12 protein-coding genes are annotated in these 12,907 nt (G+C 71.0%); 6 read left to right on the top strand and 6 right to left on the bottom strand.

Annotated elements, in window-relative coordinates:
• Window positions 1-563: 563 nt before the first annotated feature.
• From V8J39_RS13270 to V8J39_RS13285, 4 genes are read left to right on the top strand one after another with little or no spacing between them, the layout of a single operon-like run.
• Window positions 564-1,478 (top strand): metal ABC transporter substrate-binding protein, encoded by a 915-nt coding sequence (locus V8J39_RS13270; RefSeq protein ID WP_442902593.1) that lies wholly within the window; start codon window positions 564-566, stop codon window positions 1,476-1,478.
• Between the two features lie 7 nt (window positions 1,479-1,485).
• Window positions 1,486-2,352 carry a manganese/iron ABC transporter ATP-binding protein gene (locus V8J39_RS13275; RefSeq protein WP_336461401.1) on the top strand — a complete coding sequence of 289 codons (867 nt, stop codon included), beginning with the start codon at window positions 1,486-1,488 and terminating at the stop codon, window positions 2,350-2,352.
• Window positions 2,349-3,206 (top strand): metal ABC transporter permease, encoded by an 858-nt coding sequence (locus tag V8J39_RS13280; protein ID WP_336461402.1) that lies wholly within the window; start codon window positions 2,349-2,351, stop codon window positions 3,204-3,206. The genes V8J39_RS13275 and V8J39_RS13280 overlap by 4 nt, the downstream gene beginning before the upstream one ends.
• Entirely contained in the window at window positions 3,206-4,060 is an 855-nt protein-coding gene (locus tag V8J39_RS13285; RefSeq protein ID WP_336461403.1) for a metal ABC transporter permease, read from the top strand. The genes V8J39_RS13280 and V8J39_RS13285 overlap by 1 nt, the downstream gene beginning before the upstream one ends.
• On the opposite strand, the gene V8J39_RS13290 is transcribed toward V8J39_RS13285, so the two are convergent.
• Window positions 4,057-4,971, bottom strand: a complete 915-nt coding sequence (locus V8J39_RS13290; protein ID WP_336461404.1) for a LysR family transcriptional regulator — start codon at window positions 4,969-4,971, stop codon at window positions 4,057-4,059. The two genes, V8J39_RS13285 and V8J39_RS13290, sit on opposite strands and share 4 nt — an antisense overlap.
• Window positions 4,972-5,064: 93 nt before the next feature.
• Between V8J39_RS13290 and V8J39_RS13295 the strand changes: the two genes are divergently transcribed.
• Window positions 5,065-6,087, top strand: coding sequence for an NADP-dependent oxidoreductase (locus tag V8J39_RS13295; protein WP_336461405.1), 1,023 nt, complete (start codon window positions 5,065-5,067; stop codon window positions 6,085-6,087).
• A gap of 135 nt (window positions 6,088-6,222) precedes the next feature.
• Here V8J39_RS13295 and V8J39_RS13300 read toward each other — a convergent pair whose 3' ends face one another.
• The 5 genes from V8J39_RS13300 to V8J39_RS13320 all read right to left on the bottom strand — a co-directional run bounded on the left by V8J39_RS13300 (window position 6,223) and on the right by V8J39_RS13320 (window position 11,630).
• Entirely contained in the window at window positions 6,223-7,782 is a 1,560-nt protein-coding gene (locus V8J39_RS13300) for an FGGY-family carbohydrate kinase (RefSeq protein ID WP_336461406.1), read from the bottom strand.
• Window position 7,783: 1 nt separating this feature from the next.
• On the bottom strand, window positions 7,784-8,512 hold the full coding sequence (locus V8J39_RS13305) for an SDR family oxidoreductase (RefSeq protein ID WP_336461407.1): 729 nt from the start codon (window positions 8,510-8,512) through the stop codon (window positions 7,784-7,786).
• A gap of 11 nt (window positions 8,513-8,523) precedes the next feature.
• Window positions 8,524-9,756, bottom strand: a complete 1,233-nt coding sequence (locus tag V8J39_RS13310) for a sugar ABC transporter permease (protein ID WP_336461408.1) — start codon at window positions 9,754-9,756, stop codon at window positions 8,524-8,526.
• On the bottom strand, window positions 9,753-10,532 hold the full coding sequence (locus V8J39_RS13315) for an ATP-binding cassette domain-containing protein (protein ID WP_336461409.1): 780 nt from the start codon (window positions 10,530-10,532) through the stop codon (window positions 9,753-9,755). Before V8J39_RS13315 ends, V8J39_RS13310 begins: the two co-directional genes overlap by 4 nt.
• A 63-nt stretch (window positions 10,533-10,595) precedes the next feature.
• Complete coding sequence (locus V8J39_RS13320) at window positions 10,596-11,630, bottom strand: ABC transporter substrate-binding protein (RefSeq protein WP_442902594.1); 1,035 nt, start codon at window positions 11,628-11,630, stop codon at window positions 10,596-10,598.
• Window positions 11,631-11,951: 321 nt separating this feature from the next.
• Between V8J39_RS13320 and V8J39_RS13325 the strand changes: the two genes are divergently transcribed.
• On the top strand, window positions 11,952-12,887 hold the full coding sequence (locus V8J39_RS13325) for a substrate-binding domain-containing protein (protein ID WP_442902595.1): 936 nt from the start codon (window positions 11,952-11,954) through the stop codon (window positions 12,885-12,887).
• Window positions 12,888-12,907 lie beyond the last annotated feature (20 nt).

The raw sequence follows: 12,907 nt of genomic DNA on the forward strand, positions 1-12,907 counted from the left end.
CCTGATCTGGTGACATCGGATCTTTGGTCTTTTGCATTTTAAAATGCAATGGCAAAAATTGCGGCGCTGGGAGGGTTGTGGTGCGGGGTCGACACTGCCCGATGCCGTCGCATCGCCCCCCTGGCCTTGCCGGCGCTGCCCGGGTCTCCCGATCGCAACAGTCAGACGCTTGGCACTGCGCGCCTCGGCGGCGATCCCGGTGCCGGTTCGATCCGAACGTCGCGGGCGGATGCCGCAGCGGGGTGGCCCGTCGGAGCCGAGCCGGTCGCCTGAGGGGGTGCTGAGGAACCTGCGCGGCCCCCCGTTCCCGACGCTGCGGGACAGGCGCTTTTGCAGCCGGCATCGGGTCTTCGGTCCCGCGCGCGAAGCCCCCGGGGCTCCGGGGGCGGTTGGCACCAACGAATCCGCTCGACGACGCAGGGACCCCATCCCCCCACCGATTGTCCCGCATAAGCCCCGTGCCGGACGGTCGGCCGGGGCAGGTCGACGCGCGACTTCCACATTCAGTTGCGAATGCTTCGCAATTACAGTATGACGGTTCCTGTTCCGAACGGAGATCGCGCATGACCCTGCGGGCCCTCGTCCTGGCCGCTGCCTCGACCCTCGTCATCGTCGGTGCCGCCCTGCCCGCCGCGGCCCGTGCCGCCGACGGGCGGATGAAGGTGGTGACCAGCTTCACCGTGATCGCCGACATGGCCCGCGAGGTTGCCGGCGACGCGGCCGAAGTCGTCTCGATCACCAAGCCGGGCGCCGAGATCCACGGCTACGAGCCGACGCCGCGCGACATCGTCGGCGCGCAGGATGCCGACCTGATCCTGTGGAACGGGCTGAACCTGGAGCTTTGGTTCGAACAGTTCCTCGCCTCGCTCGGCCCGGTGCCCGCAGTCACCCTGTCCGACGGGATCGCGCCGATCGCGATCGCGGGCGGCACCTACCAGGGCAAGCCCAACCCGCATGCCTGGATGGGCCTCGACACGGCGCTGACCTATGTCACCAACATCGAGACCGCCTTCATCGCCCGCGACCCCGGCAACGCCGCCACCTACCGCGCCAATGCCGCGGCCTACCGCGACAGGCTTTCGGCCGCGATCGGACCGCTGCGCGCGCAGATCGCCGCCCTGCCCGAAGATCGCCGCTGGCTGGTGAGCTGCGAGGGCGCCTTCAGCTACCTCGCCCGCGACCTCGGCCTGAGAGAGGTGTACCTCTGGCCGATCAACGCCGACCGGATGGGCACGCCCCAGCAGGTCCGCGCGGTCGTCGATGCCGTCCGCCAGCACCGGATCCCGGCGGTCTTCTGCGAAAGCACCGTCTCGCAGGCCCCCGCGCAGCAGGTCGCGCGCGAGACCGGCGCGCAGTACGGCGGGATGCTTTACGTCGACAGCCTCTCGGCCGCGGACGGACCGGTGCCGAGCTTTCTCGACCTGCTCGAAGTCACCACCCGCACCATCGCCGAAGGTCTCGGCGCCACGGCGAACTGAGGCCGCGATGACCGGATCGCATGACGGCGCAGGCATCGAGGTCAGCGATCTCGCCGTGACCTATCGCAATGGCCACACCGCGCTGCGCGGGGCGAGTTTCGCGATCCCGACCGGCACGATCACCGCGCTCGTGGGCGTGAACGGCGCCGGCAAGTCGACGCTGTTCAAGGCGATCATGGGCTTCGTCCCGGCCGCGACGGGAAGGATCCGGCTGCTGGGCCTGCCGGTCGCGGCGGCGCTCAGGCGCAACCTCGTGGCCTATGTGCCCCAGTCCGAGGAGGTCGACTGGTCCTTCCCGGTCCTCGTCGAGGACGTGGTGATGATGGGCCGCTACGGACACATGGGGCTGCTGCGCCGTCCGCGGGCCGCGGATCGCGCCGCCGTCGCGGCGGCGCTTGAGCGCGTCGGCATGACCGCGTTCCGCCGCCGCCAGATCGGCGAGCTGTCGGGCGGGCAGCGCAAGCGCGTCTTCCTCGCCCGGGCGCTGGCGCAGGACGCGCGGGTGATCCTGCTCGACGAGCCCTTCACCGGCGTCGATGTCCAGACCGAGGCGCAGATCGTGGCGCTTCTGGGCGCGCTGCGCGACGAGGGCCGGGTGATGCTGGTCTCGACCCACAACCTTGGATCCGTGCCCGAGTTCTGCGACCGGGTGGTGCTGGTGCGCGGCACGGTGCTGGCGGCCGGCCCCACGGCCGAGACCTTCACCCGTGCCAACCTGCAGGCCGCCTTCGGCGGTGTCCTGCGCCAGATCACCCTCGGGGGCGCGGCGCTGCATGACGACGACGACCCGCGCGGGCTGTCGATCCTGACCGACGACGAACGCCCGCTGGTCCATTACGGCGACCGGGTGCAGCGCGCGGGGGACGGGCCGTGAGCGCGCTGCTGGATCCCTTCGCCTACGGCTACATGGTCAACGCGATCTGGGTCTCGGCGCTGGTGGGCGGTGTCTGCGCCTTCCTGTCGGCCTACCTCGTGCTGAAGGGATGGTCGCTGATCGGCGACGCGCTATCGCATTCGGTCGTGCCGGGCGTGGCGGGCGCCTACATGCTGGGCCTGCCCTTCGCGCTGGGGGCCTTCCTGTCGGGGGGGCTCGCGGCGCTGGCGATGCTCGGGCTTCAGGACCGCTCGGGGCTGAAGTCCGACGTCACGATCGGCATCATCTTCTCGGCCTTCTTCGGGGCCGGCCTCTTCATGGTGTCGATCCACCCGATGTCGGTCTCGGTCCAGACCATCACGATGGGCAACATCCTGGCGATCAGCCCGGCCGATACCGCACAGCTCGCGCTCATCGGCGCGGTCTCGCTCGCGGTGCTGGGCCTGCGCTGGAAGGACCTGATGGTGACCTTCTTCGACGAGGCCCATGCCCGCGCGATCCGCCTGAATCCGCGCCGGCTGAAGGCGCTGTTCTTCACGCTGCTCTCGGCCTCGGTCGTGGCGGCGATGCAGACGGTCGGCGCGTTCCTGGTGATCGCGCTGGTGGTCACGCCCGGGGCCACGGCCTACCTTCTGTGCGACCGCTTCCCGCGGCTGATCGCGACATCGGTCAGCATCGGCACGCTGACCTGCGCCCTTGGGGCCTATGCAAGCTTCCACCTGAACGGCGCCACCGGCGGCATCATCGCCTGCCTGCAGACGCTGGTGTTCCTGGCGGCCTTCCTGCTGGGACCGAAGCACGGGATCCTCGCGGCGCGCGCCCGGGCCCGCGCGGCGCTGCGCGAGGGCGCGTGATGGCCGATACCCTGCTGCTGCCGTTCCAGTTTCCGTTCATGCGCATGGCCTTCGCCATCGCGCTGATGATCGCGGTGCCGACCGCGCTGCTGTCGGCCTTCCTCGTGCTCAAGGGCTGGGCGCTGATGGGCGACGCGGTCAGCCACGCGGTGCTGCCGGGGATCGTCCTGGCCTACATCCTTGGCCTGCCGCTCCTGCTCGGGGCCTTCGCGGCCGGGATCGCGACCTCGGCCGCCACCGGCTTCCTTGCGGCCAACAGCCGGGTCAAGCCCGACACGGTGATGGGCGTCGTCTTCTCGGGCATGTTCGGCCTGGGGATCGTGCTGATGACCGCGACGCCGTCGGACCTGCACCTCGACCACATCCTGTTCGGCAACATGCTGGGGATCGGCCCGGGCGATCTGTGGACCACCGGCCTGATCGCGCTGGTGGTGACGGCCGGCCTCGGGCTGTTCTGGCGCGACCTGATGCTGGCCGCCTTCGACCCGGTCCAGGCCCGGGTCTCCGGGCTGCGCACGGGCCTGCTGCACTACGGCCTGCTCGCCGCGATCTCGGCCTGCGTGGTGGCGACACTGTCCGCGACCGGGCTGATCCTTGCCGTGGCGCTGCTGATCCTGCCCGGCGCGATCGGCTTCCTGCTGGCGCGCAGTTTCGGGCGGATGCTCGCGGCCTCGGTCGCAAGCGCGGTGCTGGCCCTTCCCGCGGGCGTCTACGCGTCGTTCTTCCTCGACGCCTCGCCCGCCGCCACGATCGTGCTTGCGCTGACGGTGCTGTTCCTTGCCGCCCTGATCCGGCGCAACCGCGCGATCCGCCGCGGGTCGGGCGATGATCGGGCCCCGGCGGCCCGACCCTAGTCACCGGGCGGTTGCAGCGCGCCGGGCAGGAAGTCGAGGAAGGCGCGCACGGCCGGGTTCGCGCGCCGGCTCTCGGGATAGACGGCGGTGATCGCCCGCCCTTCGACGGCATGATCCTCAAGCACCGGCACCAGCGCGCCCCGTGCCACGTGCGGGCGCGCCAGCACGGTCGAGGTCATGCCGATCCCCGCCCCCGCCACCAGCGCCGACACGAGCGCGTCGCTGGCATCGACGACGATCCCCGCGTCGGGCCGGATCTCGACCGGGCCGCCGCGGCCGGCAAACGACCAGCGCATCAGCCGGCCGGATCCCTGATAGCGCAGCGCCACCATCTCGTGCCCGGCCAGGTCCGCCGGCCGGCGCGGCGCCGCCCTGCCGGCAAGGTAGGACGGCGCCGCGAAGCAGCACAGCCGCTGGCGCATCAGCACGCGCGACAGCAGGCGCGAATCCGCCAGATCGCCGATGCGGATCGCGACATCGATCCCCTCTTCGATCAGGTCGACCAGCCGGTCGTTCAGCCGCAGCTCCACCCGGACCTTCGGATGCGCGCGCCGGAATGCCGGCAGCAGCGGCGCGATGACGTGGATCCCCAGCGCGAGCGGCGCCGCGATGCGCAGCCGCCCCGACGGCGCGGCCCGCAGCGCCCCGGCCGTCTGCTCGATGTCCTCGGCGGCTTCGATCAGCCGCAGCGCGCGGTCGTGCAGCGCCTGCCCCTCGGGCGTCAGCACGAGCGAGCGGGTGGTGCGGGTGAAGAGCGCGACCCCGAGCTGGGTCTCGAGCCGTCGCACGCTCTTGCTGACCGCCGAGGGCGAGACCGACAGCGATCGCGCCGCGGCCGAATAGCTGCCCAGCGATCCCGCACGCGCGAAGGCGACGAGGCCGGTCAGGCGTTCAAGCCCCAACTGTTCCATGGCGGCACAACTCAAGTGATCTGTCGCACCATTATAGAGCGAGACGGCAGGGCGTATCTAGCCACCGACCGAAATGGAAACGGAGGGATCCCCATGACCGGCACGATGAAAGCCATTCGCCAGCATGCCTTCGGCGGCCCCGATGTCCTGCGCTGGGAGGACGCGCCGAAGCCTGCGCCGGGCCCCGACGAGCTTGGCATCCGCGTCGTCGCGGCCGGCCTCAACCCGCCCGACTGGTACCTGCGCGACGGCTATCGCAGCCTGCCGCCCGACTGGCGGCCCGAAGGGCGCTTTCCGCTGATCCTTGGCACCGACGTCTCGGGTGTCGTCGAGACGGTCGGGCCCAAGGTCGCGGGCTTTGCCCCGGGCGACGAGGTCTATGCCATGGTCCGCTTCCCCGAAGGCATGATGGGCCAGGCCATGGCGCATGCGCAGTTCGTCGCCGTTCCGGCCGCGCAGGTCGGTCGCAAGCCCGCGGGCCTTGGCCATGTCGAGGCGGCCGGCGCGCCGATGTCGTTGCTGACCGCCTGGCAGTTCCTCGTCGATCTCGGCCATGATGCGGCGAACCCGTTCCAGCCCCACCCCCACGCGCCGGTCCCGTTGCAGGGGCGCCGGGTGCTGGTGAACGGCGCGGCCGGCGGGGTCGGCCACCTCGCGTTGCAGGTGGCGAAGGCGCAGGGCGCCCGGGTCATCGCCGTCGCCTCGGGCCGCCACGGCCCGCTTCTGCGCGATCTCGGGGCGGACGAGGTCGTCGACTACAGCCGGGCGCGGGCCGAGGATCTGCACCGCGATCTGGATCTGGTGATGGATTGCGTCGGCGGCGCCGGCGCGGCGCGGTTCCTGCCCGCTTTACGGCCCGGCGGCGCGCTGTTCATCGTCAACCCGCTGGGCTTCGAGGCGCATGACGCCGCCGCCCGGCGCGGCGTCACGGTGTCGAGCACGCAGGTCCGGTCGAACGGCGCGCAGCTCGACGCGGCGGCGGGGCTGCTGTCGGACGGGCGGGTGCGGATCGTGATCGACTCCGTCTTTCCCGCCGCCGAGGCCGCCCGCGCCCATCGCCGCGCGGCCGAGGGTCATATCGGCGGCAAGATCGTCCTGACGATGCCGGAGGCATAGGCCCACCCGATCGCGCGACGACGGAACGCTCGCCGCGCTCGGGGCCCGCGCCCCGCGGCGGCCCGGGTCGGGGCGCCGGCGCCGCCTGCGCCGGTCGCGGCGGACCCGACCCTGCACCCCTGCGGGCGCCCGGCGTCAGGTCCCTGCCGCCAGCGCCTGCAGGGCTTCGAACATGCGGTAGCGCTCTGCATGGCGGGCGAGCGTGTCGGGGCGCGGCTCGACGGTCGAGCCCGGCTGCGCCATCGCCGTCATCGCCTCGGTCGCATCGCCGTGCAGCCCGCCGGCAAGCGCGCCGAGCATCGCCGAGCCCAGAAGGACCGGCTCTTCGGTGCCCGGGGCCACGACCGGCCGGCCGGTGGCATCCGCAAGGATCTGGCGCACGAGCGGGCTTCGCCCGGCGCCGCCGCTGATGGCGATCCGGCGCGTCGGCGCGCCCGCGGCCTCCTGCGCCTCGATGATCTGGCGCAGCCCGTAGCCGAGGCCGCACAGGATCGCGAGGTAAAGCGCAAGCAGGCTGTCGGGCCCGCGGTCCATGCCGATGCCCATGATGGTCGCGCGGCGGTGCGGATCTGCATGCGGGGCGCGGTTGCCCAGCACCTCGGGCACGACATGGACGCCGGCCACCAGTTCGAGGATGTCGCGGTCGCCGGCCCGCGCGGCCAGCCAGTCGGGCAGCGACATCCCCGCCTCGGCGGCAAGGCGGCGCGCCTCGGGGGCGAAGGGATGGTGGGCAAGCAACTGGTCGACTGCGGCGCCGGCGGCGGACTGCCCGCCCTCGTTCAGCCACAGGCCCGGGATCATCGCCGAGTGATAGGGCCCCCAGACACCCGGCACGAAGCAGGGCGCCCGCGTCGTCGTCATCGTGCAGGACGAGGTTCCGAAGACATAGGCCAAGTCCGCGGTCGGATCGCCGGCGGTGCCCACCGTGGCAAGCCCCCCCGCATGGGCATCGATCAGCCCCGCGCCGACCGGGGTGCCGGTGGCCAGCCCCATGTCGCGCGCGGCCTCGGCCGTCAGGCCCTGCCCCATCGCGCTGCCCGCCGGGACCACCCGCGCGCCGATCCGCACGAAGTCCTTCCGTGCCAGATCGCCAAGGCCGATCCCGTCGAAATAGCCCGGGTCCCAGCGGTTCTCATGCGCGAGATAGGTCCATTTGCAGGTCACCGTGCAGACCGACCGCGCCAGGTCGCCCGTGGCGCGCCAGGTCAGGAAATCCGTCAGATCCATGAACTGCCAGGCGGCGTCGTAGATCTCGGGCGCGTTCTCCTTCAGCCACAGAAGCTTCGGCGTCTCCATCTCGGGCGAGATCCGGCCGCCGACGTAGTCCAGCACCGGGTGGCCCATCGCGTTGATCCGCTCGGCCTGCTCGGTCGCCCGGTGATCCATCCAGACGATGATGTTGCGGTCCTCCGCCACCGGCAGCGGCGCGCCGCCCGGCCCGAGGACGACCAGCGAGCAGGTCGCGTCGAAGCCGATGCCCGCGATGTCCGCGGCCACGCTGCCCGACCGCTCGACCGCGCCGCGCACCGCGCCGCAGACCGCCTGCCAGATGTCCTCGCTCGACTGCTCGACCCGGCCCTCGGGGCCTTTCCAGATGGCGATGTCCTGGGCATGGCTGCCCAGAAGCAGGCCGCTTTCGTCAAACACCCCGGCCCGGGCCGAGCCGGTGCCCACGTCGATCCCGATCAGCCGCATGTCACAGGTCCACGCTGTTGGGCAGGATCACGAGGTCCCGGATCACCACGCCGCGCGGCCGGGTCAGCATGAAGACGACGGCCTCGGCCACCTCCTCGGGCTGCATGAGCGAGCCGTTGGCCAGCGCCTCCTCCATCTTCTCCTTCGGCCAGTCGTCGAGAAGCGCGGTGACCACGGGGCCGGGCAGCACCGCCCCCATCCGCACGCCATGCGGCGCGACCTGCCGGCGGGTCGCGTGCAGGAAGGCCTGCACCGCGAATTTCGACGCGGTATAGACCGGCTCCCACACCACCGGCACCACGCCCGCCACCGACGAGGTGAAGAGCACGTCGCCCGCCTTGCGCGCCACCATCCCCGGCAGCACCGCCTGCACGCAGCGGAAGGCCGCGTTGATGTTGAGGTTCAGCATCCGGTCCCAGGCGTCGGGGTCGCCCTCGGCCGCGGCGCCACCGACATAGGCGCCGGCATTGGCGTGGAAGATGTCGAGCGGACCCACCAGAGCCTCGATCGCCGGCACCATCCCCGAGACCGCCGGGCCGTCGAAGAGGTCGAGCACGAGGGGATGGGCGTTGGCGCCCAACTCGTCGCACAGCTTCGCCAGCTTGGCGCCGTCGCGGTCGATCAGCACGACCCGCGCCCCCTCGGCCAGAAGCGCGCGCGCGCAGGCCAGGCCGATCCCCGAGGCCGCCCCGGTGATGGCGGCGGATTTTCCGTCAAGTTTCATGGTCATTCCTTCCGGTGTCACGCCCGGCCGTGGCTGGCGCGCGAGCGGCGGGCGAGGCTGTCGACGATCACGGCGATGGCAAGGACCGCGCCGGTGATCATGTAGCGCAGGCTCGAGGACAGGTTCAGCAGCGTCAGCCCGTTCGAGATCGCCTGGATGACGATGATCCCCAGAAGCGCCGACCAGGCCGAGCCGCGCCCGCCGAAGAGCGAGGTGCCGCCGATCACCGCCGCCGCGATCGCATTGAGGTTCACGTCGCCGGTGCCCGCCTGCTGCGAGGCCGAGGCGAGGCGCGAGGCCGCGAAGACCCCGCCAAGCGCCGCGAGCGACGAGCAGAGCGTGAAGGCCGACAGCCGGATCGCGCGGACGTTGATGCCCGAACGGCGGGCGGCCTCGGCATTGCCGCCGACGGCGAACATCGAGCGGCCCCATTTCGTCCGGCGCAGCGCGTAGTCCAGTGCCATGACGAACAGGGTGAAGACGCCGAACATGTAGGGCACGCCGCGGCCTTGGTTCAGATAGGCCGCGCAGGCCAGCAGCGCGACGGTCAGCACGCCCGCCTTCACCAGCAGCACCGAGAGGCCGGGGCTGGAGAGGTTGGCCTCGCGCCGCCGCCGGATCGTGCGCAGGCCCGAGATCAGCACCATCGCGCCCGGCAGCACTGCGGCCAGGTACGACAGCCAGTCGGGCATGATCAGGATCTGGCCGAACCGCACCAGCCCCGAGGTATAGGGCAGGTTGATCGACCCGGTCGCGCCCAGCAGGTAGAGCTGCAGCCCCAGAAGCGCGAGCAGGCCCGACAGCGTGGCCACGAAGGACGGCATCTCGAAGCGGTTGCGCAGCGTGCCGTAGATCAGCCCCACGACCGCGCCCGCCAGCACCGCGCCCAGCACCGCGACCGGCATCGGCAGGCCCGAATTGACCCACAGAACGCCGACCATCGCCGAGGCGAGACCGCTCATCGAGCCGATCGACAGGTCGATCTCGCCCAGGAGCAGCACGCAGACCACGCCCAGCGAGATCAGACCGATCGCCGCCGCGTCGAAGAGCAGGTTCACCAGGTTGTTCGGCGCCAGGAACACCGGGTTCAGCGAGGCGAAGACCACCGTGATCAGCAAGAGCCCCACGAAGACCGGAAGCATCCCGAGGTCGCCCGAGCGGACCCGGTCGATGAAGCCGCGGAAGGCGCCGGCAAGGCCCTCGTCCTGGCGCAGGCGCGCATCCGCGCGATCGAGCTGTGCGCCGGTCATGCGCCGACCTCCTCTTGCTTGCGCGCCATGCGGCGCGACACGGAATTCTCGGTCGCGCCGGTGATGGCGGCGACCAGCTCCTCTTGCGAGGTTTCTGCGGTGAAGACGCCGTTGTTGCGCCCCAGGCGCAGCACCACGATGCGGTCGGCCACCGCGCGCACGTCCTCCATGTTGTGCGAGATCAGGATCACGCCATGCCCGCGGTCGCGGACGCGCTCGATCAGGTTCAGCACCTCGGCGGTCTGCGCGACGCCCAGCGCGGCGGTCGGCTCGTCGAGCATGATGATCTTGGGGTCCAGAAGCAGCGAGCGCGCGATGGCGACGGTCTGGCGCTGCCCGCCCGAGAGCGAGGCGATCGGCTCGCGCACCGAGGGGATCCGCGCCGCGAGTTCCTGCAGAAGCGTCCAGGCGCGGACCTCCATCTGCACCTCGTCCAGCCGCCAGGGCGAGATCTCGTGGCCCAGGAAGAGGTTCGACACCACGTCGAGGTTCTCGCACAGCGCGAGGTCCTGGAAGACCGTGGCGATCCCGAGTTCCAGCGCACGGCCGGGGCTGTCGAGCGTCACCGGCGAGCCGCACCATTCGATCTGGCCCGCGGTGGGCTGGTGCACGCCGGCCAGCGTCTTCACCAGCGTCGACTTGCCCGCACCGTTGTCGCCGACCAGCGCCACGACCTCGCCCGCATGGACGTCGAGTTCGATGTCGCTGAGCGCCGTCACCGCGCCGAACTGCTTGGACACGCCGCGCAGCCTGAGTATCAGTTCACCCTTTTGCATCGGGCCCTCCTCCCCTGTGGCGCCGGGGGGCGCGCGGCGTCCCCCGGCAGTCTTCGGCCCGGATCACTTGATCCCGAGTTCGGCGCAGCCTGCCGCGTATTCGCCGGTGCAGACCTCGGCCGCGGTCTGGATCCCCTTGTCGAAGATCTCGGCCTTGATGTTCTCGCGCGTGACGACCGCCGGCACGAAGAGCTGCGAGGGCGTGTCGTAAAGCGTCGTCGTCGCCTCCGGCGTCTCGCCGTTGACGAGCGCCATCGCGACTTTGGCCGCGGCCTCGGCGACGATCTCTGAGGGCTTCGAGATCGTGTTGTACTGGTCGCCCGCGATGATCAGCTGCAGGGCCGCGATCGTCGCGTCGTTGCCGGTCACCGGCGGCAGCGGATCGACGCCCGCCGCCTTCATCGCCGCGATCGCGCCGCCCGCGGTGCCATCGTTGGCGGCGGCGATGCCCTTGATCTCGGCCCCAAAGCGGGTGATCTGGCCGGCGGTCCATTCCTGCGCCTTCGGCGGCGCCCATTCCGGCGTGTCGAATTCCGACAGCGTCTTGAAGGTCGAGCCGTCGAGCGCGCTGTCGACGCCGTCGCGGATCAGGCCCGCCGCGGCATCGGTGGGCGAGCCGTTGATCTGCAGCACGCCCGCGCCATCGGCCACGCCCATCTCCTTGAGATGGTCGACCAGCGACTGGGCGATCGACCGCCCGATCCCCTCGTTGTCGAACGAGACGTAGAAGTCGGCCGGCATGTCCGGGATCGGCCGGTCATAGGCCACGACCTTCACGTCCTGGCCCTGCGCGATCTGCACGAGACCCGCGGCGGCGGCGCTGTCGACGGGGTCGAGCACGATGACCTTGGCGCCCTGCGCGATGACCGAGTTGAACTGCTGCTGCTGCAGCGAGACGTCGGCATTGGCGTTCTGGTAGATCACCGTGCAGTCCGGGCACAGCGTCTCCATCGCCGCCTTGAAGCCCGGGAAGTCGTGCTGCTCGTAGCGGGTCGATGCCTGGTCGGGCATCAGGAAGGCCACGGTGGCCTCGGCCTGCGCCATGCCGGCGGATGCGATCGCCAGCGCGGACGCGGCGAGAATACGGGTCTGGATCATGTTGCTCCTCCTGTCAGACCGACCTGTCGGAGCCACGCGGCCGGGTGGACGCCGCGGCACCGGGCACGCGGCCCGGGTCCCTGGCGACCCTCCTCCTCCCTCGCGCCGCTCCCTCGGCGCTTCATCGATTGTGCACCCGCAGAAATGAATGCTCAATCGATGGAGCATCATTGTCCTGTGTCGTCGATACTGTCAATATGATCCCGGTTCCGGATGCAGGGAGGGCCGAGGATGGATCGCAACGGCCCGGCTTCTTCGCGCAGAACAACGATTTACGATCTGGCCTCTGTCGTCGGCACCTCGCCAAGCGCGGTAAGCTCGGTGCTCAACGGGACCTGGAAGAAGCGGCGGATCAGCGAGAGCCTCGCGAATCGCGTGCTGCAGGCGGCCGAGGACAACGGCTATGCGCTGAACATCCAGGCCAGCGTGCTGCGGCGCGACAAGTCCGACATCGTGGGCATGATCATCCCGAAATACGACAACCGCTTCTTCGGCGCGATCGCCGAGCGGTTCGAAGAGGCGATGCGCGCCGAGGGCCGGTTTCCGGTGATCACCTGCACGCAGCGTGACGCGGCGCTCGAGGTCGAGGCCGCGCGGGGGTTGTTGTCCTACCAGGTCGATTGCCTCGTGGCCTGCGGCGCCACCGATCCCGATCGGATCGCCGAGCTGTGCCGTGCCGCCGGTGTGCCCACGATCAACCTCGACCTGCCGGGCAGCCTCGCGCCCTCGATCATCTCTGACAGCTACAGCGCGGCCCGCGAGCTGACGGGCCTGATCCTCGATGCCTGCGCGCGCGACCTCGGGCTGGCCGGGCCGCTCACCTTTATCGGCGGGCGCCTCGACGACCACAACACCAAGGAGCGCCGGCGCGGGTTCCTCGACGCGCATGCCGCGCGCGGGATCACCGTCCCCGAGACGGCGATCCTGACGCCCGGCTACGCCCCGGCGCGCGCGCGCGCGGCGCTCGAGGCGCTGCCGGTCCGCCCGCGCGGGATCTTCGTCAACTCGACGATCACGCTCGAGGGTGTCGTGCACTGGATCCAGTCGCTGGACCCCGCCGTGGCGGCCGCGATCCGCTATGGCACCTTCGACTACGACCCGTTCGGCGCGCTGCTGCCGCAAAGCGTGGGGATGGTCGAACAGGACGTCGCCGGGCTGGTTGCAGAGCTGCTGCGGCAGATGGCCAAGGGGGCCGAGGCGCCGCGGCGCGTGATCAACGTGCCCTGCATCCTGCGGACCCCGACCGCCCGCCCCTAACCCTGTGCGCGCTTCGCGCG

Source organism: Frigidibacter sp. MR17.24, assembly GCF_037095655.1.
In the GTDB taxonomy this organism is placed as follows: Bacteria; Pseudomonadota; Alphaproteobacteria; order Rhodobacterales; family Rhodobacteraceae; genus Frigidibacter.